The following is a 23,026-nucleotide window of genomic DNA, read 5'->3' on the forward strand; positions in this document are numbered from 1 at the left end:
CGGGTTGGAAGGGTCGTCGGGGCGGGCCTACACCCGCGCAGCGAGGGTGTCAACCACGAGCGGTCGCGAGGGGTGTTCGAACATGCTCGTTGGTCATGAATCATGTTGCGGCACTGTAGATTCGAGTGAATCGAGCAGTTCGCTCAGGCGTGCGAGGGAGGTCCGCTGATGTCCGGTCCAGCACCGAAGCCCGCGTCGACCCGCGCACGCCGCAACAAGACCAGCACCCGCGCGATCCTGCGGGCGGCGCCCGACATCGTCGTCCCCGGTCTGCCGGCGCACACCGAGTGGCACGAGGCCGTCGAGATGTGGTGGGCCGACATCTGGTCCTCCCCGATGGCCCCCGAGTGGTGTGACGCCGACGTGCACGCGCTGTTCCTCGCCGCCAAGCTGATGCAGCAGGTGTGGGCCGAGAACACCTCGGCGGCCTCCCGCGTCACCTCCGCGACCGAGGTCCGGCATCTGCTCCGCGAGTGCGGCCTCACGCCGCTCGCGCGCCGGTCGCTGCAGTGGGAGATCGAGCGGGCCGACGAGGCGCAGGACCGCGGGGAGCAGCGGCGCGCCGCGAAGACCACCCGCCCGAAGTCCAGCCGCCCCGACCCGCGCGTCGGGATGCACGCGGTGTCGTGACCCTGCTCGTGGTTCCCCCGTTCGACGAGGAACCGTTCCCCACCCTGGGTGACCAAGTCGCCGACTTCATCGAGGAGCGCGCCGTCTACGGGCCCGGCTCACTCAAGGGGCAGCCCGCGAAGCTGTCCGCCGACCAACGGCTGATCCTGTACCGCGCCTACGAGGTGTTCCCGAAGGGCCACCCGCGCGCCGGCCGCCGCCGGTTCGACCGCGCCGGGTACTCGGTGCGCAAGGGCTCGGCGAAGACCGAGTTCATGGCCTGGGTCGCGTTCTCCGAGCTTCACCCCGAGGCGCCGGTCCGCTTCGCCGGCTTCACCCCCGGTGGCGAGCTGCTGCAGGGGCGGCCCGTGCGGGACCCGTACATCCCGCTCCTGGCGAACACGCAGGAGCAGGTCGCCGAACTCGCCTTCGGCGCGCTGATGGTCATCTGCGCAGAGGGCATGGACCCCGAGCTGTTCGACATCGGCCTCGACCGGATCATCCGCGTCGGCATCGACGGGGAGGCCGACGGGAAGGCCGTGCCGATCGCCGGCGCGCCGAACGCGCGCGACGGTGCGCGCACCACGTTCCAAGGCTTCGACGAGACGCACCGCCTGCACCTGCCGTCGCACCGCGCCGCGGTGACCACGATGAACGCGAACCTGCCGAAGCGGCCCGACGAGGACCCGTGGACGCTGTCGACGACCACCGCGGGCGAGCCCGGGCAGAACTCGGTCGCCGAGGACGAATACTTCGAGGCGGAGGCGATCTCCCGCGGCGAGGTGTCCGCGCCGACGCTGTTCTACTTCCACAGGCAGGCGTCCGACGGCTACGACCTGACGAACCTCGAGCAGCGCGTCGAGGCAGTGCGCGAGGCGTCCGGCCCGGATGTCGCCGAGTGGTCCGATCTTGAGCGGATCGCCGCGCAGTGGGACCGGCCGAAGGTCGACAAGACCTACCTCGAGCGGGTGTGGCTGAACAGGTGGACCGCGCAGGAGGCGCAGGCATTCGACGTGAAGCGCTGGAACGTCCTGGGCCTCGACGGGGAGCGGATCCCCGACAAGGCGCGCGTCACCATCGGCTTCGACGGTGCGCGGATGCAGGACTCGACCGCGTTCGTGGTCACCGACATCAAGACCGGCTTTCAGCAGCTCGGCGGCCTGTGGGAGCGGCCCCTCGACGCGGACCACTGGGAGGTCGACGACCAGGAGGTCACCGACACCCTGGCCGACCTGTTCCGCCGATTCCGCGTGCAGAAGGTGTACTGCGATCCGCCGCACTGGAACTCGACGGTCGGCGAGTGGTCGGTGAAGTGGCCGGACAAGGTCGAGGAGTGGTGGACGAACCGCCGCGGCCCGATGGTCAAGGCGATCGGCGGGTTCGCCGACGCGATCGCCTCGGGGAAGGTCTCCCACGACGGCGACCCTGACCTCGAGCGGCACATCGGCAACGCCGGCAAGCGGTTCCTGCCGTCGATGCGCGACGAGCACGGCGAGCGCGTGTGGATCCTCGGCAAGCAGCACCCCGACCGCAAGTTCGACGCCTGCATGGCCGCGATCCTGTCCTGGCAGGCCCGGATGGACGAGCTCGGCTCAATCCCGAAGCGCACCAAGCGCGCCCCGATGAGAGTGAGGTGAGGTGACCGATGGCGGTTGACCGGTCTGACCCGCTCTGGTGGGTGGAGAAGCTCGAGAAGCGGTTCACCGCCCCGGTGGCCGTCCCGTGGCAGGACAAGAAGACCCGCCCGATGGACTCCGACTCGATCGCGGGCCGCCACGAGCGCCTCGACACTCTGTGGTCGTACATGGTCGGCGATCCGCCGCTGCCGAAGGTCGCCGACGAGTACACCGACATCTTCCGCGACGTCATGCGCAAGGCCCGGTCGAACTACGCGCCGATGTGCGTGAACGCGATGCTCGACCGGATGGGCATCGCGGGCGTCGCCACCAGCCTCGACAAGGACGCCGACGGCGACGACCTGGCCCGCAAGATCATCGACGAGTCGAACCTGCCCGGCGTCCTCAAGCAGCTGTTCGGGTACACCTTCGCGATGGGCGACGGCTACGGCCTCGTCGTACCCGGGCCGACGCCGACGGTGCACGCGATCGACCCGCGCCGCTGCGTCGGCATCCCCGACCAGCGCGACCCGAGCCGCCTGCAGGTGGCGCTGATCAAGTCGTGGGACCCGATCGACGAGGTCGAGACGGCGCGCCTGTTCCTGCCCGGCAAGGTGTACCCGCTGCGCCGCGGCACCAAGGGCTGGGAGCCGGACGGGAAGGCCGAGGCGTCGCAGGTCCCCGATGCCCTCGGTGGCATCCCCGTCGTGCAGTTCCTCAACGCGAACGGGCTCGGCGAGTACGAGCCGCACCTCGACCTGCTCGACCGGATCAACGACACCACCCTGCAGCGGATGGTGCTCACCTGGTACCAGTCGTTCCGGCAGCGCGCCGTCACCTTCGACATGCCCGACGACGAGGACGACGCCGCGTTCACCCCGGAGATGCTCAACGAGATCTTCCGCGCCGACCCGGGCGCCCTGTGGTTCGCGCCGGCGGGCGCCGAGTTCTGGGAGTCGAACCAGGCCGACCTGTCCCCGATCATCACCGCCAAGCGCGACGACGTGAAGGAGTTCGCCGCCGTCACCTCGACGCCGCTGCACCTGATCACGCCGGACGCCGCGAGCGGCTCCGCCGAAGGTGCTGCGCTCATGCGCGAGTCGCTGACGCACAAGATCCGCGACCGCCGCGCCCGCCTCACCCCGGGCCTGCGCCTGATGTTCCGGATCGCGTTCGCCATGGCAGGCGAGGCCGAGCGCGGCGACGCGCTGCGGCTGCTGTGGGAGCCGGTCGAGTCGAACTCGCTGGCCGAGAAGGGCTCGGCGACCGCGCAGACCGCCAACATCCTCTCCCGCGAGACGCAGCTGCGGCAGATATGGGGCATGACGCCGGTCGAGGTCGCCGAGAACGCGCAGCAGCTCCTCGCCGAGAAGATGCTCGGCCTGGTCGGCGCTGCGCCGGCTACGCCGCAGCAGCCCGCCCCGGCGGCCGTGAGCGACCAGCAGCAGCCGGTGCCGGCGGATGACCAGCCCGCCACCGCCTGACGACTACCAGGCAGCCCTGGCGGCCGCCGCCGCGCTGTACGGCGCCGCGCAGGCGCAGAGCGCGGCCCGCGCGGCCACCGGCACCGTCGCGGACGGTCTCGCGGCGCTCGTCGGGCAGGTCACCGACGGCATGGCCGCGGTGCGCGCCGCCGCCGCCGAGCAGGTGCGGCGGATCCTGCGCGAGGACTTCGCGCGGCTCGACGTGTGGAACGGCCACGAGGTGCAGGCGTTCACCGAGCGCGGGGCCCGGATCCTCGGCGCCGCGCAGACCGCGACCGCCCGCGCCGCGGCGGCCGCGCAGGACGCCCACCTCGCCGCGATGAACATCCGCACCGTCACGGTGCCGACGGATCCGATTGACGTCCGCGGCCCCGTGCTGATCTCGAGGGGCGCCGTCGAGGTCGCGCCGCGGGCGGTGACCGTGCAGTACGAGCAGCCGCCGACGGTGCCCGGTGCCGAGCCGGCTGACGAGCGCCCGCGGGTGCGGATCGCGTCCTCGGACATGACGACCCGGGCCGTGCTGAACCGGCCGGCCCGGACGGTGCGCGCCGAGATGGCCGCCGGGGTCGACGAGGCCACCGCCCGCGAGGACGGTGCGCGGCGCCTCGACGACATCGTCGGGACGAACCTGATGCTCGCGCAGCGCCTCGCCGAGCACGAGGCCCTCGCGGCCGCCGCCGAGCGCGACCCGCGGATCATCGGCTACCGGCGGGTGATCCACCCCGAGCGGTCCAAGGGCGGGTCGTGCGGGCTGTGCGTCGCGGCGTCACAGAAGCTCTACCGGATCGGGACGCTCAAGCCGATTCACGCCCCGGAGTGCTGGTGCACCGTCACCGCGGTCACCAAGGACTTCGATCCCGGCAAGCACCTCAACGCCGTCGACCTGGGTGCCCTGTACGGCGAGGCGGGCGGGACGAGCGCGGCGAAGCTCAAGCGCACCCGGTACCAGGTCGACGAGCACGGCGAGCTCGGTGCGGTCCTCACCCCGAAGAAGACCGGCGAAGACGCTGAGGCGAAGGGTGCTTCGTCGAAGCCTGACCGGCCCACCGCGTCCAGCGGGGGCGGGGGAGGGAAGCCGCCTGCGGATCCGCCGGTCACACCGTCGGCGAGCGGCGCAGACGACGAGCCGGACAAGCCGAAGCGCGGCAAGGTCGACCGCTCGCTGGTTCGCAACGTCAAGCAGCACGAGCTCGACACCGCGGACCGCATCGCACAGCTCGGCCACGACGTCACCTTCCGTTCGACTGCCGATGATTCGAAGGACACCGCGGACGTGCTGATTGGCGGCGCCAAGTGGGACTTCAAGTCGCCGACATCCGGGTCGAAGAACACCATCGACAAGCGCGTGACCAGCAAGATCGACCTGCAGGGCGGCAACGTCGTCCTCGACCTCAGTCGCTCCCCGATGACATGGGAGGACGGATCGGCCCTGGTCCAAGACCTGCTGCGGCGCTACGATGACCTACAGCAGGTGTGGCTCATCAAGCAGGAGGGCGGCACAGGACCGATCCGGTCGAACATCTTCGGGAAGGAGGCGCCGGCATGATCCTCGACGTACACGTCTCCGCAGGCGGCGTCACCCCCGAGGCTGTCGCCGACGAGGTGGCCGCCGCCCTCGGCATCGAGGTATCGGCCGACGAGCGCGGAAACCCGAAGCTGACCCCTCCCGGTGGCCTCGTACGGGTCGCCCGGCTCGGCTACGACCGCGCCGTCGTTTACGCGGAGGTCCGCTCCGACACCGCCGCGCTGGCCTGGCAGGTCTACGACGCCCTCGTCGCGCGCACTTCCTGGGACGTCACGCTTCTGGATACCAGCGACGACCATCCCGAGGACGTCGTGCTCCGCAGCCGCGTCCGCAACGCCGCGTAGGGCGCCCACCGCAGAGAGACCCCCGTTGAGCCACTGAGGCTCCGGGGGTCTTCGTGTACCCCGGTTCGGAGGTGCCGTCATCGCCGAGAACACCAGGGTTCGCGTGGTGTGCGGGCCGCCCGCCGCCGGCAAGAGCACGTACGTGCGCGAGCACGCCGCCGCCGAGGACGTCGTCATCGACCTCGACTCGATCGCGACGGCGCTGCGCACTGGCACACCGTCGTCCGTTCACGACTATCCGCAGCACGTGCGCGCCGTGGCGATCGCAGCGCGCGAGGCCGCCATCCGCGAAGCCGCAGCGCTGCACCATCCGGTCACGACCTGGCTGATCCACACGCAGCCGACCGCGGAGCACCTCGCGGAGTACGCGGCGGACGGCTGGGACGTGATCACCATCGACCCCGGACGCGAGACGGTGCGCGAGCGCGCCGCGAGCTCCGACCGGCCCGCCGGCGCGATCGACGCGATCGACCGCTGGTACGGCTCACAGACTTCCGCCTCGAGCAGCAGCTCGGACGGTCGGCCCGCTATGGGCTCCACCCCCGATATGGGAGAGAGAAACGACGACATGACCATTCAGCAGAATCCGGCTCTCGGCGGCCAGCAGGGCACCGACCACGGCGCCGGTGCAGGCGTGCAGGGCGGGGGACAGCAGCAGGGCGGCGGCGCTACGCAGACCGACCGCGGCTTCCCCCCGAACACCCCGATCGCGGACATGACCGACGCCGAGCGCGCGAACTACTTCAAGTTCCACAACCGGCAGGCCGAGACACGGCTCGAGGGGTTCAAGGGCGTTACGCCCGAGGACGTCACGACCATGCAGAACCGGATCGCGGAGCTCGAGCGGGAGCGGCTCTCGGAGCAGCAGCGCGCCGCCGCGGACGCTGCCGCCCAGGCCCAGGCCGACGCACGGGCCGCCGCCGACGCTGAGTGGCGACCGAAGTACCAGGCTCAGCAGCTCAAGGCGATCGCCGCCGGGGGCGGGCTGACCGGGGATCGGCTCACATCGTTTCTCGCCACCGCGAACCCCGCAGCGTTCGCCAACGAGGCCGGCGACATCGACGAGGCGAAGGTGCAGCAGCACCTCACCGCCATGTTCGGTACGTCGTCGTCGGATCAGCGGCACGACTGGGGGCAGAACGGTGACCGCCCGCCCGCGAAGAACGGGCGGGAACTCGCACTGGCCGAGGCGGAGCGCCGCGGCTACATCAAGAAGGAGAAGGCATGACCACCGACATCTCGGTTCATTCCAGCTCGTACCAGGTGGAGGACCGCGCGTGGCTGATCGGCACGCACGGCGTCGACATGACTCCTGGTGTGACGCTGGACATCACCAAGTTCGCCCCGGCGGACTACCCGAAGGGCTACATCCCGTCGGGCACCCCCGTCGTGAAGCTCGTGGGCGGCCTGTACGGGCCCGCCCCGGTCGACGAGGCGGACGGGCTGCTGTTCAGCTCCGTGCGCGCCGTGAGCCGCGAGGGCCAGCCGATCACCAAGGCGGGCGGCGCGATCTTCGTGCACGGCCTCGTCCAGCTGGCGAAGCTGCCCAAGACCCTGACCGCGACGGCGCAGTCCGCGCTGCCCCTGATCCACTTCGTCTAAGGAGGTAGACCACCATGGCAATCGTCTACGACGGTCCGGTCACCCCGGACAACCTGACCACGTTCATGCGCACCGTCCCGCTGCCCGCGGACAACGCGCTCTCGGCCATGTTCGCCACCCGCAACGTGAACTCGAACAAGATCGACTTCGCCGAGCTCACCCGCACGAACCGCACCGCGCGGTACCGGTCGTTCGACGGCACGATCCACGTGTCCGGCCGCGACGCCGGCTCGGGCAAGTACGTCGAGCTGGCCCCGTTCTCCGACTCGCTGAACAAGGGCGAGTACGAGCGGATCCAGGAGGAGATCGCCAAGCTCGGCCAGACCGACGCCGCGTCGCCCGCGGTGATCGCCGCGATCTACAACGACGCCGAGCGCCTCGTGAACACGATGCAGAACCGCGTCGAGCTCGCCTGGGGTGACGTCCTCACCGACGGCAAGCTGACCATCAACGAGGGCGGCCTGACCTCGGAGGCCGACTACGGCGTCCCGGCCAACCAGGTCACCGCCCCGGCGGCCCTGTGGTCGGACACGGTGAACGCGAAGCCGCTCACCGACCTCGACGCCTGGCAGCAGGTCCGCACCACGAACGGCAACGGCGCCGCGGCCACCCTCCTCACCTCCCGCAAGGTCGGACAGACTCTCCGGAGGAACAAGGAGGTCATCGACGCGATCTACGGCTCGACGCAGGGCCGCACCCTCATCAGCATGAACGAGGTCAACTCGTTCCTCGCTGGCGAGGGCCTGCCCACGGTGACGACCTACGACACCGCGCTCGACGTCGACGGCGTCGTCACCCGCGTGATCCCCGAGAACAAGGCGATCCTGCTCCCCGCCGACCTGTCCAGCCTCGGCTACATGGTCTACGGGATCAGCGCCACCGCGCTCGAGCTGGTGAAGTCCGCCAAGGCCGACTTCACCTTCGGCGATGCCTCGGGCATCGTCGGCGTGGTGGAGAAGGTGGGCCCGCCCTACCGCGAGTTCACGTTCGTCGATGCGGTCGGCATGCCGGTCCTCTCCGACGCGCGCAAGCTGTCCGTCGCGACCGTCATCGCCTGATCGTGCTGGCGTTCACGGTGTTCCTCGTCGACGACGAGGGGCAGATGCATGAGTTCCCGGCCGGCACCGTGCCGCCGGACTGGGCCGTCGACCGGATCACCAACCCCTACGCGTGGGCGGATGATCCGGTCGACGACGTTCAGGACGCGCAGCGCGCCGTCGTCGAGGCGCAGGCCAACGCTGCTGCGGCGGAAGCCGACGTTGCTGCTGCGCAGGCGGACCTCGACAAGGCGGCCGATACCGCATCCGCGACGCTCACCGAGCTCAAGGATGCGCTCCCGGCCACCGAGGCTCCGAAGTCGGCGCCCGGAACCACCCCGCCGCCGCAGGACGGGCCCGCCGCGTCCCGCCTGGTGTGGGAGGAGTACGCCACCGCCAACGGCATCACCGTGCAGGCCAACTGGAAGCGCGGCGACATCATCGAAGCCTGCATCGCGGCCGGCGTCGCAGTCTGATCGGAGGGGCGCAGTGGGAACGTTCGCAGAGTACGACGACGTCGCCGGCCGGTATGAGGGAACCATCCCCGCCGACCGGCGCGACTGGGTCGAGCTGCGCATCGACGACGTCGAGGCGGAACTCACCCGGCTCGTCCCCTCGCTCCTCCGCGACGACATCACCGCCGACCGGAAGGCACGGGCCACCCGCCTCGTCGCCGACAAGGTCCTCGAGCTGTACCGCAACCCGGACGGCACCACCTCGAGGATGTCGGTCATGGGTCCGTTCACCGACCAGCGGACGGGGTCGAAGGAGACGTCGTCGGGGAAGCTCGTCTTCACCGACGAGGAGCTCGCGTCGGTGCGGCTGACCCGCCGCCCGCGCATCGGCACCATGCAGGTTGCGCCGTGGCGGGTCCCGCGATGAGCCGCGCGATGTTCGGGGAGTCGATCAAGGTCGAACGCAAGCCGACCGGCGACCGGTTCGGCGACCGCCCCGGCGGCCCGGTCGACCACCAGATCGACGGCGTCGGGTTCGCGTTCGGCGCGAGCGGCGGGGTCTGGCCCGCCGACGGGGAGAACACGAACCTCTCCGTGGCGACGCTGTTCATCCCCAAGGCCGCGGACATCCGCAAGGGCGACAACGTCACCCGCCTCCTCGACGGTTCCCGCTGGCACCTCGACGGCGAGTCCGAGTGGGACAAGTCCATCCACCCGACCACCGGCTACGACCCTGGGTACTTCATCCGGCGCGCGAGAAGGGTGAGCTGATGGTCGAGTTCAACTACGACTACGCGGGGATGGGGCAGTGGCTCCGCGGCCCCGAAGCTACGGCGATGACCCGCGACGCGGGGGAGCGGGCGAAGGCGATCTACCAGAGCGTCGTCGCCCGCCGTACCGGCCAGCTCGCCGAGTCGGCGACGGTGAGCATGAGCCGGGGCCGCAACGGCCGCCCGGTCGCAACGCTCACCGTAGGCGGCACCAGCGCCCCGTACGGCCTCGCGCACGAGTTCGGCGCCGACGGCGGAGTGCAGGCCGCGCACCACGACCTGCTCGTAACCCTCGGGATGCTCCGATGACGTGGCAGCCGCCCGCCGGGTACGTCCGCCGCACACCGGATGTCGAGGCCCTCGTCCTCGACATGGTGCAGCCCCTCCTCGACGCCGGCACGCCGGTCGGGAGGGCGGTCACCTGGTGGCCGGACGACTCCGAAACGCTCATCGCGCAGGGCGTCCCGCTGGCCCGGGTCCGGAAGATCCCCGGCATCGTCGAACTCGACGGCCGCAAGATCCAGGCCAACGTGCTCCTCACGGTGCGCACCGGCACCCGGTCCGAGTCGTGGGACATCCTCACCTACCTCGGCGACGAGCTCACCCGCCGCTGGAACAAGGGCGGCATCGTCGACCGCGAAGACGGCTCCCGCTCCGCGGTGGCGCGCCTCGAGGTCGACGCCGCGGATCAGCAGCTCCCCGAACTCGATCCCGACTTCCGTGCGGTCTCGAACTACGTGAGCCTCACCCTGATGCGGCGCACCGCCTGACCCACCCCTGAACGAGCACCGGACCCACCTCGGGCCCGGGACTCCGTCATGCCCCCGCGGGGGCGAAACCCCTCGAAGGAGAATCCATGACCACGCAGACCCAGCTCTACAAGGACGCACAGAACCTGGGCGTCCTCGTCGCACAGGACATCGCGATCCTCGCGAAGCCCTACGTCAAGGGCGCCCTCGCCCCGGACCCGCTGTTCGACGCCAACGGCATCGTCGCCAACTCGCTGGCCTCGTACGCCTCGTGCGGCGAGATCGAGCAGAAGGCCGGGGTGAAGATCACCCCGGACGTGAAGTACAACGACATCATGGGGTACGGCTCCCGCGCGCCGCGGCGACGGCTGCTCCAGTCCGAGGGTCTCGGACTCGACTTCACGCCGCAGGAGGTCCGCCGGATCGTCAAGGAGATGAACGGCAACCTGCAGGCCGGCGCGTTCGAGGCCACGACCACCGGCGGCGTGCGGTGGAAGAAGACCGCGGGCTCGATGCCCCGCTACTGGTCGATCTTCCTGCTCGCCGAGGACATCAACGACGAGACCCTCGAGCCGATCTACCAGTGGTGGCACTTCCCGAAGTTGGGTCTCGACAAGCCCGGCGCCCAGTCGCTCTCCATGGACGCGGCGTCGGAGTCGCCGACCACGCTGACGCTGCTGCAGGACGGCGACAACCTGTACGAGGCCGGCATCGACGGCCCTGGCTTCGCCTCGATCGCGGCGGCTCTCGGGTTCGGCGCCGACACGGCCTACGTCGCGACCATCACCGGCGCGCCGACGGGCGGCACCTGGACGTACACCATCGGCGGCCAGACCACCGCGGGCATCGCTCACAACGCGACCTCGACGGCGGTCCGCACGGCGATCGAGGCCCTGTCCAACGTGGGCACGGGCAACGTGCTCGTCACCGGCTCGGCGGGCGGCCCTTGGACGATCACCCTCTCGGGTGTGTCCGGTACGCCCACCGTTTCCGGCTCGGGCCTCACCGGCGGCACCTCGCCGACGGTGACCATCGCCCCGGCGTAGCCCCCTGATCGTCGGTCCGCGCCGTAGTTCCTCCCCCGGCGCGGCGCGGGCCGGCATCCCAGCACCACACCATGTCCGGGGGAATCGCCGAGGGAGGCAATTGTCATGGCAGCACCCGCCAAGAAGGCACCGGCCAAGAAGGCCGCGCCCCGTACCGCCGAGCAGCGCAATGCGGACAACGTGACCAGGTTCGCGGAGTTCCGCGCCCGCGCGCAGAAGATCCGCGAGGACGGCTCGGTTCCCGAGCTCAAGCCCTACATCGTCACGGCCGAGGAGCTCGAAGACGGCATCGACTCCGACGTCGTGCTCAGCCCGCCGACGACGCTGGCGCAGCGCACCGCGCTGGACCGCGCGATCCGCAACAGCGACTTCGTGTCCATCGTCGTCATCATGGGCGGTGAGGGCGCGCTGAACCGCATGGTTGCCGCGTTCGACCGGATCGCGTCTGACGTCGATGACGCCACGCGCCTGTTCGCCGGGTTCGGCTACAGCGTGATCAACCACCTCAACGGCAAGGGTGCGGCCGATGTGCCGGGGGGTACCCCCGCCTCGTAGACACCATCGGTGGATACGGGGCGAAGATTCGCGCTGACCTGCACCGCCACTACCACCTCGACCTCAACGAGTGGCTCCGCGGCGAGCGGGACTGGCGAGACCTGTTCGACCTGCTCGACGAGTTCCCCGTCGGCTCCTCGTACCTCTCTGCGTTACAGGAGGACGAGGAGCTCGCCGCGGACATGCTCCACCCGGGGTACCGGCCGCCGAAACCGACGAACGAGCCACCGCCGTTCCGCGACTTCGACCCGCACCGCTACGACATGGCCCGGCTCATCGCGACGGTGGAGCGGCTCATCGCGGTCACCGCGCACGCCGAGCCGAATGGCATCACGGTCGCCGTCCCGGTGCCCGCGGTGGAGAAGCTCTACCGCGGGCAGGGCCTGACGCGGCTTCGCGCCTCGGTGGCCCGCGCTATCGGCCGCTAGGGCAGAGCGACCCATCCGTGGTCGCCGCAACGACGAACGCTGCGGACTTCTCGAGGGACCAGCCTCCCTCGCGTAGCGTTCGCGTGACCTGGCGCTCAGAGTTTCCAGCCCGCAGCGACCTGCAGATCGACGCGCCGAGATCCAGGGACAGCTGCGTGGGGCTCACCGCGGGGTAACCGAGGGTCTCGAGAGTGTCCAGGAACTTCTGCTCCTGCGCGGTGTAGCCTCCCCATGCGCTCGCGGGCGCGGAGGTCACGGTGGCGATGATCATCGCGGCCAAGGCCGCTCGCTTGAACACCGTCGCCTACTGCGGCGGGGCGGACTGCTGGCGGTGATTAGTCCACCGCTGCCCATCCCACCAGCGCTGCCCGGCCGAGTTCTCAGGGTCGGTGTACCAGCCAGGGGGAGGTCCTGCGGGCGCCACGGGCTGCTGCGACATGTGGTGCGCGGTCATCTCGGTGTTGCCGTAGTCGGTGGCTGTGAGCTGCTGCCGCTGCAGTTCCAGTTGGGCCGCGTTCTGTGCGACCTGCGCTCGGGCTGCGTTGCGCGTCTGCTTGGCGTACTTCGCTGAACGCTCGTCAGCGTTGCGGTACGAGACCAGACCGGCTGTGCCGACCGACATCGTCTTCCGAATGATCCCCATGATCCGTCTCCCAATGACTTCAGGTGGTCGGCAGATGCTACCGCTTTGGGCGGATCACCAGCGGACGAACTGAACATTCTGACCTGGAAGCCCCGGGCCGCCATAAGGCGGTGACCCGGGGCTTCGTCGTACCGGAGGAGGTGTTCGTGGCGACGTACTCTGCAGGCGAAGCGACGATCAAGATCACGCCGTCGCTGGACGGCTTCGCGGAGAAGTGCCGCGCTGAGCTGCAGCGCTTCCGCATTGAGTACAGCATCGACGTCGACGCGGACGTGTCGCTGGCGCGCGCGCAGCTCGAGGCGCTCGCGCGGGAGCGCACCGCCCGAATCCGGGTGGAGCTCGACGGGGCCGAGGAGGCCGAGGCGCGTCTCGCGCTGCTCGCCCGGAACCGCACCGCGCACATCAACGTGAACGTCAACGGCGGCAACTTCACGCAGATCAACAACAACATCACGAACATCACCAACAACGCGGGGCGCGCTGAGCGCGGCCTCTCGTCGATGGGGTCCGTCCGGTTCGGCAGCCTCGCTGCGGCGATCACCGCGCTCGTCCCCGCCCTCGTCGGCGCCATCGGTGCCGCGTCCGCCCTCGGTGGCGTCCTCGCCGGCATCGGTGGAACCGCGGCCGTCGGCCTGTCCGGCGTCAAGGACGCCTTCAAGGCGATGGGCGACGCCGCGAACACCTCCGCGTCGGACGCTACGGCGGCCGCGAACCGGATCACCGACGCCCAGGACGGGGTCCGGCGCGCCCAGGAGAGCGTCGCCGATGCCCAGCGCGACGCCAAGAACGCGCAGGACGACCTCAACGAGAGCTACGAGGAGGCGTCCCGCGCGCTCCGCGACATGAACGATCAGCTCGCCGACGCGGAGCTGTCGCAGGAGAGCGCCGAGATCGCGCTCGCCCGCGCGCAGGAGGCTCGCGCGAAGACCTACGGCGACGGGAAGTCGACCGGTCTCGACCGCGCCGAGGCGGACCTGCGGGTCAAGGAGGCGACGCAGCGGCTCAAGGAGGCGAAGTCCACCACCGCCGACCAGCGTGAGGACACCGCGGCCGCGAACGCGAAGGGCATCGGCGGATCCGACATCGTTACCGAGGCGCAGCAGAAGAAGGTCAAGGCCGACCAGGCGCTGGTGAACGCGCAGGCCGACCTCGCCAAGTCGATGCGCGACCTCGCCGACGCGCAGAAGGGCGCGTCGGCCGGCGCAGACAAGTACGCCGAGGCGCTCGCGAAGCTCTCGCCGAACGCGCGGGACTTCGTCACGCAGATGAAGGCGCTGGCTCCGGAGTGGAAGAACCTGCGGCTCGCGGTGCAGGACCGCATGTTCGACGGGCTCGGCGCGAGCGTGACGCAGTTCGCGCAGCAGACGATGCCGGGCCTGCGGACGACGATGACCGGGATCGCCGGGTACATGAACGGCGCGTTTAAGAGCACCCTGAGCAGCCTGTCCGGCGCGTTCCAGCAGATGGCCGCCGACGGCACCATGCAGCGGTTCATCGACGGCATCGGCGGCGCCTTGCAGGGCATGGCCCCGATGGTCACCGGCATCGTGCAGATGGTCACCGACGCCACCGCGGCGGCCGGTCCCGCGCTGGGCCAGTTCTTCTCGGTCCTCGGCACAACCCTCGGGCAGCTCGGTCCGTCGCTCGGGCAGATCGGCGCGCAGCTCCTGACCGCGCTGACCCCGGTACTGCCCGTCCTCGGGCAGCTGATCCAGGCGATCTCGACGGGCCTCGGTCCGGCGCTCGGTCCGCTGGGCAACCTCATCGCCGCGCTCGGCACCGCGCTCGTGCCGCTGGCGAAGCCCCTCGGAGACCTGATCACCGCGCTCGCGAACGGTCTCGCGCCGATCCTCCCGTCGCTCGGAAAACTGCTTGGTGACCTCGTCGCCGCCGTCGTCCCGCTGATCGACCCGTTCATGCAGCTGCTCAACGCGATCCTGCAGCCGATGATCTCGATCATCAGCGCGGTCGTCGCCGCCGTGGCCCCGTTCATCCAGCAGCTGGCCTCCGCGCTTAAGCCGGTCATCGACGCGATCGCACCCGTGCTCGCGCAGGTCGGCCAGGTCATCGGCACCGTCCTCGCCCAGGCGGTCAAGGACCTCACGCCGCTGATGGTCCCGCTGATCAACGCATTCTTGAAGCTCGTCGAGGCGTTCCTGCCTATGCTCCCGCCGCTGGCCGAGATCAGCGTGAAGATGCTCCCCCTGCTGATCGAGGGGATGAAGCTACTGGTCCCGGTGATCACCACGCTCATCGAGTGGTTCACGCGGTTCATCGAGTGGATCATGCCGAAGGTCGTCGAGGGCCTGCAGCAGATGAGCAAGGACTACGACAAGCTCACCGAGCGCGTCCGGGACTTCGTCAACGACGTGAAGGACCGGTGGAACGGCCTGGTCGACTTCGTGACGGGCCTGCCGGGCCGTATCACCAACGCGACCTTGGGGATTTGGGACGGCATCAGGGACAGCTTCAAGGGTGTTCTGAACTGGATCGTCGGCGCTTGGAACGACTTCCACATCTCGATGAAGGTCCCGGACAACATCCCGATCATCGGCGGCAGGGGCTTCACGATCGACACCCCGGACCTGCCGCTGTTCAAGGCCGCGGGTGGTTCGATCGCGGGCCCGGGTGGGCCGCGCGCCGACCTGATCCCGGCGATGCTGTCCAACGGCGAGTACGTGATCAACGCGGGAGCGGTCGCGCACTACGGCGTCGGCATGTTCGACCAGCTGAACACCCAGCGCTTCGCCGACGGCGGCGCGGTGGGCACGGTCACCGACTCTGAGCGCGCGCGGATGGGCGGCGGCACCGTCAACCTGTCGCTGTTCGAGGCGATCCGCAAGCAGTTCCCCAACGCGAAGCTCAACGCCGCCAAGACGGATCACGAAGACGACGGCCTCGACCACCCGAAGGGCCTCGCGCTCGACATCGAACCATCGCTGGAGATCGCGCAGTGGCTGTTCGAGCACCGCGTCGCGCTCGGCCTCAAGAGCATCATCTTCGGCCTCGAGGACGGCAAGTACCAGTACTACAACGCTGGGGGGGTCGAAGCCTCCGGCACCGATGTGCAGGCCAAGGGGATCTACGACGCAGGGCTGATGGCCCAGCACATGGACCACATCCACACGGCCGCATCGAAGGTCGTCGACATGGCCGCGGTCTTCCCCGCCGCAGTCGACCCGAACGCGAAGCCCGCCACCGTCGACGGCCAGAGCACCGACGGTGCCTACGACCCGTCGAAGCGCGACGAGCAGGACGGCCGCAACGACCCGCAGAAGTACACCCCGTCCACCAGCACCACCACGACGTCGACCGGGTCCGGCCCGAAGTCGTGGTCCGACGTGGCCGGCGTGTTCGGCGAGGCGTTCTTCAAGGGCCAGGTGTCCTCGTTCCTCGACGTCTTCGGGATCCCCGACGCGATGCCGCCGATCGTCACGGCACTCGCCTCGGTGCCGTCGAAGATCGTGAAGAAGGACGGCACCGGCGCCGCGGTCACGCCGACCAGCGGCACGGGCGGCACGCAGACGAACCCGCTCGGCGACCTCGTCGGGAAGTTCATCCCCGGCCTGGGCAACCTCGTCGGCACCCCGTCGACGCCCAGCACCACCAACGGCACGGCGACGGCGGGCCCGGGCGCCGCGCTGCCCCTCACCGGCCAGCAGGGCACCCCGACGACCAAGACGCCCGTCGAGACGCTCAGCAGCACCCTCAGCGCGCCTCCCAACGCGGGCTACACGGGCGGCGAGCAGGCGACGCACGACACGGTCTACGCGGCGTTCCGGCAGGCCGGATTCACCGACGAGCAGTGGCCCGCGATGGTGAACATCATCAACCGCGAGTCGGGCTGGAACCCGAAGGCGCAGAACCCCAGCTCGACCGCGTACGGGCTCGGCCAGTTCCTGGACCAGACGTGGGCCACCGTCGGCGGCACCAAGACGGACGACCTCGGCCAGCAGGCGTCGTATATGGCGAAGTACATCAAGGACCGCTACGGCGACCCCGACAAGGCGTGGGCGTTCTGGCAGGCCAACGGGCACTACGCCAACGGCGGCCTCGTCTTCGGACCCGGCGGCGGACGCTCCGACCTCGTGCCCGCATGGCTCTCGGCCGGCGAGTACGTCGTCAACGCCGCCCAGGCCGCCCTGCACATGCCCGCCCTCGAGGCGATCAACGCGGGCGCACGCGTCACCACGCCGATGCCTCCCACCCCGGCACCGTCGACGCGGTTCGCGCTGCAGAACCACGACTCCGGTGGCCGCGGCCAGGGCGGCGACACCAACTTCTACATCCGCACCGCGACAGTGGAGGACGCATTCATGCAGGCACAGACCAAGTCGGATCAGCAGCGCGCCGCCGTGCTGGGGACCCTGTAGATGAACGAGGCGAAGATCGAGATCGAGTCCTCCCGCGGGTACGCGAAGCTCTCCGACCGCAACGGAGACTTCGGCGTCGAGGGCCTCGAGCTCGACCAGTCCCCAACGGGCATGTTCAGCACCGAGTTCACCACGCGCACCGTGTCGGGGAACTTCGAGGTAGGCGGCCGCGTCACCGGCCAGACCGTCCCGATCCGGCAGATGGTGCTGCCGATCAACTGCTACGAAATGCCCGGGCAGAGCATCGAAAAGACGATCTCGAACCTGCGGAAGCTGTTCGGATCCCCGCTCGACCGCCGGAAGGTGAAGTGGACGTACACGTCCGAGCTGTCCGGCGCGCGGTGGCTGATCGTGCAGCTCGCCTCCGAGATCAAGCTCAGCCCGCAGCGGGACTGGAACATCGACGGGTACGCGCGCGCCGTCGTCACCGTCCTCGCCGAGCAACCGATGTACGAGTCCGCCGAGGACGTGCAGACCTGGACGAACCCGAACGACCGGTTCATCGTCACCCTCAAGAACGGGCTGCTCGGCGGCCCGCAGGGCAACTTCACCCTGTCCTACGGCGGGCAGACCACCGGCAACATCGCGGTGACCGCCACCGCGGCGACGGTCAAGACCGCCGTCGAGGCGCTCTCGAGCGTCGGCGCCGGGCACGTCACCGTGACCGGCGCGGCGGGCGGCCCGTGGACGTTCGTGTTCACCGGCGTCACGGGCACGCTCACCGCGAACGGCGCCGGGATGACCCGCGGCAGCGTCAAGGCCGAGGGCGCGAGCATCGGGTACTTCACCATCGAGAACCCCACCGACCAGATCCAGTGGAACGAATGGGACTTCGACCTGGGGCAGTGGCAGTTCCCCGATTTCAGCTACGGGCAGGAGCGCCTGTGGAAGCGGGCGGCCGGCGCCGACGCGGCCCGGATGATCGTCACCCCACCCCTCACCCAGCGACTGAGCGTGATGGCGGATCCGATGATGGACCCCTACGTCAACGAAGACCTGTCCACGGCGGCCGGTGACTTCAACGGCGTAATGCCGATGTACGGAGTGCCCCCGTACACGCCCGAGACCGTCGTCCCGATCGTGTGCAACGCCGCCGCCGGCGCGCAGGCGATCCTCACACAGCGCCGCCTGTGGTCCGCCGAGTCGGGGATGGAGTAGCGCCATGCCCCCTCTGCTCGAAGCGTGGGTCGACACCCGCGCACCGTTCCCCGGCGGCACCCTCGCCGACTTCAAGGACTGGTCGCGCACGGTCCGCCGCACCCGCATCGACGAGCGCGCCGAGCGGCCCCTCGTCCGGTTCCAGGACGGCGACTACAACTACCGCGGCCGGTCGGTCGGCGAGATCAGCGGCACCGCGTCGATCAAGCTCAACGACGTCGCCGCGCACGTAGTCACCCTGCCGATCGACTTCGACAACCCCCGCGGCACGTACCTCGCGCACTGGATCCTCGACGAGGAGTCGCGCGGCACCCGCAACGTGCACATCAGCATCGACAAGAACGGCGGGCGCATCGCCGGCCGCCTGCAGAAGGCCACCTGCAAGCGGTCCGAGAAGGGCGACGTCGTCGTCGCCGAGTTCTTCGACGACATCAACGAGCTCCGCAACGTGGAGATCCAACCCAACCCGTTCCTGCCTGCCATGCTGATCCAGCAGCCGAAGGTCTGGTTCCTGTTCGACAAGAGCATCCACGGCCTCAAGCTGACCCTGATGTGCAACCTGCTCCGGTTGCAGCTCACCAACATCGACCTCGGCGCGTTCCTCGACCTCCTCGACCCCGCGAACTGGAACGCCGAGCAGCTCCTCGAGCTCTGGCAGGAGTGCCAGATCGTCGTCGTACCGTCGGCGTTCCTCACCGACGTGTCGCCGCCGACGCTGATCATGGGCGCCTTCACCGACTTCCTCACCGTCGCGCAGCCGATCCTCGAGGACGCCGAGCAGCAGATCATCACGTGGCGCTGGTTCGAAGGCGACCCCGAGCCGTGGCCCGGCGCCGGCACCGGCTGGCGCAACGGCACCCTGTTCGTCGACATCGTCGACAAGAGCGGGTATCTCACCGGCACCAGCTTCGGCGGCAACCTCGTCACCGGCCTCGTGCGCGGCATCGCGAACTACACGTCGAACTACGTCGAGGACTCCTACGACCTGTTCACAGGCGAGACCACAGAGTCCACCGGCTACGACATCGCCGGGTGGCTCGGCACCCACAAGAGCAAGCCGTACGTGATCTACCGCGACGGCATCGTCACCGGCCTGCAGACCATCGACTTCACCCGCACCCAGGGCGGCGCCTGCCAGATCACCGTCGGCGGCCGTTCGATGCCCGGTGTCAACGAAGTCATCTCCGCTGCGATCAACTACGGCGGCGACGTCCTCGGCGACAACATCAACTGGCAGGGCTACGGCATCGGCTCCCTCGGCGGCCTCATCGACTCCGTCGCGAACCCGATCTACCGCGACTCGATCCTCGCCTACATGCAGGTGCCGCTGCTGCTGCGCGCGCATGACCAGGGCTGGGGCCACTACCTCGAGACCACCGCCAACGGATCCATGCAGGCGTTCACCCCGTCCGCGGTGATGGCGCTCCGCGGCCGCAAGCGCGAGACCGACCCCGACGTCGCGTTCACGCTCACCGTCGAGGACTGCTCGCCGTGGCTCATCGGCGACCGCGGGCAGGGGCACTGGTGGCTCGGCGACCGCGTCGGCGCCACCCTCAAGCACCTCGGCGCGAACGTCTACATGTCCCGGTGCCGGCAGCTCGACCTCTCGTGGGGCGACGGCCGGGACGCGGCGTGGCAGGGCCACTTCGGGCAAGTCCGCACCAAGCAGGACGCCCTCGACAAACTCACCAAGCTGGTCGGCCAGGCGATGTCCGGCCTGCAGACGATCGGAGTTCTCGGATGACCGAACCGCTCAAGCCGACGACGAAGGTCCCGGAGCTCGACGACCTCGAGGGGCAGCGCGCGGCGCTGGTCGGTGCGCTGTCGTCGGCGCTGATTACCTCGAGCGAGGTCCCCACGATGACGCTGGCGCCGATGCTGCAGCCGATCGCGGATCAGCTGCTCGCGTACGGGGTCCGGCAGACCGACGCGATCGACCCGGACGCGGTGCACGCACCGGCGTGGCTCCGCGAGGGCGCGCAGGCCCGCGCGGTCGAGGTGCCCGAGCAGGTGAACCACCACGCGGTCGAGACGGAGGAGGTGCAGGCCAGGGTCGCTGAAGCGCCGCCGATCCCGAAGAAGGTCCCGAAGGCCGCGCGAGCAGCGAAGGTCGTGGTCGAGTGACGTCGCCTAACCTCCCCATCGGCAGCAGCGACATCCCGCAGGGTGCGTTCACCCACACCGGGATCGCCGGTGTCCTGCAGGACTACTCGGCAGGCAAGTACCGCAGCACCGTCGGCGGCCGATTCCCCGGCATCGTCAGCGGCACCCCCGCCGGATCCCCGCTGTCCGCGCTCACCCCCGTCGGCATCATCACTGGGATCCTCAGCGAGTTCATGCGCGTCGTGTCGAACTCGACGTCCAACGACATCAGCCACCCCGCCGACCTCGACGACCTGATCCACGACTTCTTCCAGGGCCTGCCGCTCGTCGGCCAATTCGTGGACCTCCTCGACGCGATCTTCGGCACCTACGACGGCGACGACCCCGTCCTGCTGCAGATCAAGGCGCTATTCGCGTTCCTGCGCCCCGACGGGAAGATCGACGCCGGGAAGCTGTTCGGCGAGCTGCCGCAGCACATCCTCGGCGTCATCTCCGCGCTCGTGTCGAAATTCACGGGCGGCCTCATCGAGCTCGGCCAGATCCACCGCGCCGAGCCCGGCCAGGAGAAGAACTGGCTCGAGTCGTTCGACAAGCCCGAATCGGTGCCCACGGGAGACGCGTTCGAGCACGACGCCACCGTCGGCCGGACCCGGCTCGGTTCGGCGAAGCTGACGTTCGACGGCGCCGAGCACGTGCGGACCTCCGACCCGATCGAGGTCGCGCCCGGCCAGCCCCTGGACCTCGGCGGCTACGTGCGGTTCGACGGCTACGCGGGGACCGGCGGCCCTGCCGTCGGGCTGCGGGTGCTCGCGTACAACGCGGGGGACCAGCTCATCGGGTCGCAGGTGATCGGCACCGTCACCCCGTCCGGGCCGACGTCGGCGGACTTCGAGACCGTCATGCAGACCTCGTGGACCGCGCCCGCGAACACCGCCTACGTGTACGTGCGGATGGAGGGCTACGCCGCCGGCACCGGCGGGACGGCGCACTTCGACGACCTGTGGCTGCGGATGCCCGCGCAGTCCCTCCCGCAGCAGTGGATCGAGGGGCTCACCGGGGCGCTGTCGAACCTGGGCGACGGGATCTCGGACGCCTGGAACTTCGTGCAGAACGTCATCGACAAGTTCATGAACGGCCGCGGGATCCTCGGCAGCTTGTTCTCGTTGTCGCACTTCGAGACCGAGGTCGCGAAGGTCTTCGGGCCGGGGTCCAGCATCCCGCAGGGGAACATCGATGGCCTCGGCGGTGCACTCGCCGCGCTGCTGCCGAAGACGGACTGGACGAAGTTCCTCACCGGCTTCACAGACGCCGGGAACAACGGCACCGCGCCGTCGACGGGGATCCCCGCGCTCGACGGGCTGATCAACTCGTTCCTCGGCGTCCGCACCACGGCCAACGGCGCGCAGGACACCGCGACCGCGGTGCAGGGCACGGTGCAGCAGCAGGCCGTCACGATGGGCACGGTCGACGGGCTGACGGTGGTGTACACGTCGATCACCTCGACGGGCACGTGGAACCGGTCCGCGATCCCCGCGGGCTGCACGGAGCGCGTCTACACCGACGTCGGACTGCAGGCCGCAGGGCAGGGCGGCGGCCGGCCGCCCACGCCCACGAGCTTCAATGCGGCGTACGCGTCCGGCGGGACCGCGACCAACGCCTCGTACAGGGCTGGTCCAGGCTCGACCGGCGGACGTGGCGGGCAGTTCATCATGCAGCGCTTCAACCCGGCCGACGTCGGCGCGTCGCAGACCGTGACGATCGGCGCGGGCGGGGCCGGGGCGACGACCGCGGGCGCGGACGGATCCCTCGGCGGCACGACGTCGTTCGGGTCGCTGCTGTCGATCGCGTCCGGCGCGGGCGGCGGGACCCCATCGTCGATCGGAGTCGTGTTCGCGGGGGCCGCGGGCGACGGCGGCGACGGCGCGGGTCTGGTCGGCGGGATCAGCGGCACCGGCGGGCAGGTGAGCGCGGCAGAGCCCGGCAGCGCCGGTAAGCCGGGATATCGCACCGTCGGCGGCGCGGGGGGCTCGGGCGGTTCGGGCGGCAACGGCGGCGCGGGGCAGGACGGCCCGACCGACGACAACGTCCTCACGGGAGGCTCCGGCGGTGGAGGCGGCGGAAACCGCATCAACAGCACCTCGGCGGGCGGTAACGGCGGCAACGGCGGCATCCCCGGCGGCGGTGGCGGCGGAGGAGGCTCGACGTCGTCGACCCTCAGCGGCCCCGGCAACGGCGGCAACGGCGGGCGTGGTGAGGCTCTGATCGCGGAGGCGTTCCGGTGACATCGGACGTCGCGCCAGGCGACGACGCCGCGTACCACTACGTCGGCACCGTCAACGAACTCCCCGCCTCGCACCCGGACATGTACGCCGTGCACGAGAACGGCGACGACCTGTGCGTCTACCGCGATGGCCGATGGTGGCGCAGCCCCGCCGCGCTGGTCCGCGAGGCCATGCCCTGGCTGGTGCCCTGATGCCCTGGACAGCGGAACGGACCGTGCCGGGGCGCGAAGGAGGAGCCGGGTGGCCC

General features: G+C 70.0%; 23 protein-coding genes and 1 pseudogene. 22 read left to right on the top strand and 2 right to left on the bottom strand.

Annotated features, from left to right (window positions below; translation table 11 throughout):
• Positions 1 to 168 precede the first annotated feature (168 nt).
• The 16 genes from ACNAYW_RS12250 to ACNAYW_RS12325 all read left to right on the top strand — a co-directional run bounded on the left by ACNAYW_RS12250 (position 169) and on the right by ACNAYW_RS12325 (position 12,220).
• Positions 169 to 630 (top strand): phage terminase small subunit, encoded by a 462-nt coding sequence (locus ACNAYW_RS12250; protein WP_415849976.1) that lies wholly within the window; start codon positions 169 to 171, stop codon positions 628 to 630.
• Complete coding sequence (locus ACNAYW_RS12255; protein ID WP_415849977.1) at positions 627 to 2,246, top strand: terminase; 1,620 nt, start codon at positions 627 to 629, stop codon at positions 2,244 to 2,246. Before ACNAYW_RS12250 ends, ACNAYW_RS12255 begins: the two co-directional genes overlap by 4 nt.
• A gap of 8 nt (positions 2,247 to 2,254) precedes the next feature.
• A complete protein-coding gene (locus ACNAYW_RS12260; RefSeq protein ID WP_415849978.1) occupies positions 2,255 to 3,709 on the top strand; it encodes a phage portal protein in 1,455 nt (484 codons plus the stop codon).
• The gene (locus tag ACNAYW_RS12265; RefSeq protein ID WP_415849979.1) at positions 3,687 to 5,255 is read left to right on the top strand and encodes a CdiA C-terminal domain-containing protein; all 1,569 of its coding nucleotides are present in this window, start codon (positions 3,687 to 3,689) and stop codon (positions 5,253 to 5,255) included. The genes ACNAYW_RS12260 and ACNAYW_RS12265 overlap by 23 nt, the downstream gene beginning before the upstream one ends.
• Positions 5,252 to 5,578, top strand: coding sequence for a hypothetical protein (locus tag ACNAYW_RS12270; protein ID WP_415849980.1), 327 nt, complete (start codon positions 5,252 to 5,254; stop codon positions 5,576 to 5,578). Before ACNAYW_RS12265 ends, ACNAYW_RS12270 begins: the two co-directional genes overlap by 4 nt.
• Positions 5,579 to 5,684: 106 nt before the next feature.
• The gene (locus tag ACNAYW_RS12275) at positions 5,685 to 6,806 is read left to right on the top strand and encodes an AAA family ATPase (RefSeq protein WP_415849981.1); all 1,122 of its coding nucleotides are present in this window, start codon (positions 5,685 to 5,687) and stop codon (positions 6,804 to 6,806) included.
• Complete coding sequence (locus ACNAYW_RS12280) at positions 6,803 to 7,180, top strand: head decoration protein (RefSeq protein ID WP_415849982.1); 378 nt, start codon at positions 6,803 to 6,805, stop codon at positions 7,178 to 7,180. Before ACNAYW_RS12275 ends, ACNAYW_RS12280 begins: the two co-directional genes overlap by 4 nt.
• A 14-nt stretch (positions 7,181 to 7,194) precedes the next feature.
• The gene (locus tag ACNAYW_RS12285; RefSeq protein WP_415849983.1) at positions 7,195 to 8,238 is read left to right on the top strand and encodes a major capsid protein; all 1,044 of its coding nucleotides are present in this window, start codon (positions 7,195 to 7,197) and stop codon (positions 8,236 to 8,238) included.
• A gap of 2 nt (positions 8,239 to 8,240) precedes the next feature.
• Positions 8,241 to 8,693 (top strand): hypothetical protein, encoded by a 453-nt coding sequence (locus ACNAYW_RS12290; protein ID WP_415849984.1) that lies wholly within the window; start codon positions 8,241 to 8,243, stop codon positions 8,691 to 8,693.
• Positions 8,694 to 8,706: 13 nt separating this feature from the next.
• A complete protein-coding gene (locus tag ACNAYW_RS12295) occupies positions 8,707 to 9,099 on the top strand; it encodes a hypothetical protein (protein WP_415849985.1) in 393 nt (130 codons plus the stop codon).
• The gene (locus tag ACNAYW_RS12300; RefSeq protein WP_415849986.1) at positions 9,096 to 9,443 is read left to right on the top strand and encodes a hypothetical protein; all 348 of its coding nucleotides are present in this window, start codon (positions 9,096 to 9,098) and stop codon (positions 9,441 to 9,443) included. Before ACNAYW_RS12295 ends, ACNAYW_RS12300 begins: the two co-directional genes overlap by 4 nt.
• A complete protein-coding gene (locus tag ACNAYW_RS12305; protein ID WP_415849987.1) occupies positions 9,443 to 9,751 on the top strand; it encodes a hypothetical protein in 309 nt (102 codons plus the stop codon). The genes ACNAYW_RS12300 and ACNAYW_RS12305 overlap by 1 nt, the downstream gene beginning before the upstream one ends.
• Positions 9,748 to 10,212 carry a phage tail termination protein gene (locus ACNAYW_RS12310; RefSeq protein ID WP_415849988.1) on the top strand — a complete coding sequence of 155 codons (465 nt, stop codon included), beginning with the start codon at positions 9,748 to 9,750 and terminating at the stop codon, positions 10,210 to 10,212. Before ACNAYW_RS12305 ends, ACNAYW_RS12310 begins: the two co-directional genes overlap by 4 nt.
• Positions 10,213 to 10,298: 86 nt before the next feature.
• Complete coding sequence (locus ACNAYW_RS12315) at positions 10,299 to 11,237, top strand: hypothetical protein (RefSeq protein WP_415849989.1); 939 nt, start codon at positions 10,299 to 10,301, stop codon at positions 11,235 to 11,237.
• A 105-nt stretch (positions 11,238 to 11,342) separates the two neighbouring features.
• The gene (locus tag ACNAYW_RS12320; RefSeq protein ID WP_415849990.1) at positions 11,343 to 11,792 is read left to right on the top strand and encodes a hypothetical protein; all 450 of its coding nucleotides are present in this window, start codon (positions 11,343 to 11,345) and stop codon (positions 11,790 to 11,792) included.
• A 182-nt stretch (positions 11,793 to 11,974) separates the two neighbouring features.
• A complete protein-coding gene (locus tag ACNAYW_RS12325; protein WP_415849991.1) occupies positions 11,975 to 12,220 on the top strand; it encodes a hypothetical protein in 246 nt (81 codons plus the stop codon).
• Here ACNAYW_RS12325 and ACNAYW_RS12330 read toward each other — a convergent pair.
• Both ACNAYW_RS12330 and ACNAYW_RS12335 read right to left on the bottom strand, forming a co-directional pair.
• Positions 12,207 to 12,491 (bottom strand): DUF732 domain-containing protein, encoded by a 285-nt coding sequence (locus tag ACNAYW_RS12330; RefSeq protein WP_415850009.1) that lies wholly within the window; start codon positions 12,489 to 12,491, stop codon positions 12,207 to 12,209. The genes ACNAYW_RS12325 and ACNAYW_RS12330 overlap by 14 nt on opposite strands.
• 42 nt (positions 12,492 to 12,533) lie before the next feature.
• A pseudogene (locus tag ACNAYW_RS12335) lies at positions 12,534 to 12,659 on the bottom strand (DUF2510 domain-containing protein); the annotation flags it as partial.
• A gap of 350 nt (positions 12,660 to 13,009) precedes the next feature.
• Here ACNAYW_RS12335 and ACNAYW_RS12340 point away from each other — a divergent pair.
• From ACNAYW_RS12340 to ACNAYW_RS12365, 6 genes are read left to right on the top strand one after another with little or no spacing between them, the layout of a single operon-like run.
• Positions 13,010 to 17,236: an aggregation-promoting factor C-terminal-like domain-containing protein gene (locus ACNAYW_RS12340; protein WP_415849992.1), complete on the top strand. Its 4,227-nt coding sequence runs from the start codon at positions 13,010 to 13,012 to the stop codon at positions 17,234 to 17,236.
• Positions 17,237 to 18,394 carry a hypothetical protein gene (locus ACNAYW_RS12345; protein ID WP_415849993.1) on the top strand — a complete coding sequence of 386 codons (1,158 nt, stop codon included), beginning with the start codon at positions 17,237 to 17,239 and terminating at the stop codon, positions 18,392 to 18,394.
• A gap of 4 nt (positions 18,395 to 18,398) precedes the next feature.
• Positions 18,399 to 20,138 (top strand): Gp37-like protein, encoded by a 1,740-nt coding sequence (locus ACNAYW_RS12350; RefSeq protein WP_415849994.1) that lies wholly within the window; start codon positions 18,399 to 18,401, stop codon positions 20,136 to 20,138.
• Complete coding sequence (locus tag ACNAYW_RS12355) at positions 20,135 to 20,518, top strand: hypothetical protein (RefSeq protein ID WP_415849995.1); 384 nt, start codon at positions 20,135 to 20,137, stop codon at positions 20,516 to 20,518. The genes ACNAYW_RS12350 and ACNAYW_RS12355 overlap by 4 nt, the downstream gene beginning before the upstream one ends.
• Complete coding sequence (locus tag ACNAYW_RS12360) at positions 20,515 to 22,779, top strand: hypothetical protein (RefSeq protein ID WP_415849996.1); 2,265 nt, start codon at positions 20,515 to 20,517, stop codon at positions 22,777 to 22,779. Before ACNAYW_RS12355 ends, ACNAYW_RS12360 begins: the two co-directional genes overlap by 4 nt.
• Positions 22,776 to 22,970 (top strand): hypothetical protein, encoded by a 195-nt coding sequence (locus tag ACNAYW_RS12365; protein ID WP_415849997.1) that lies wholly within the window; start codon positions 22,776 to 22,778, stop codon positions 22,968 to 22,970. The genes ACNAYW_RS12360 and ACNAYW_RS12365 overlap by 4 nt, the downstream gene beginning before the upstream one ends.
• Positions 22,971 to 23,026: the final 56 nt, after the last annotated feature.

The organism is Tsukamurella ocularis (genome assembly GCF_965138335.1).
Lineage (GTDB): Bacteria > Actinomycetota > Actinomycetes > Mycobacteriales > Mycobacteriaceae > Tsukamurella > Tsukamurella ocularis_A.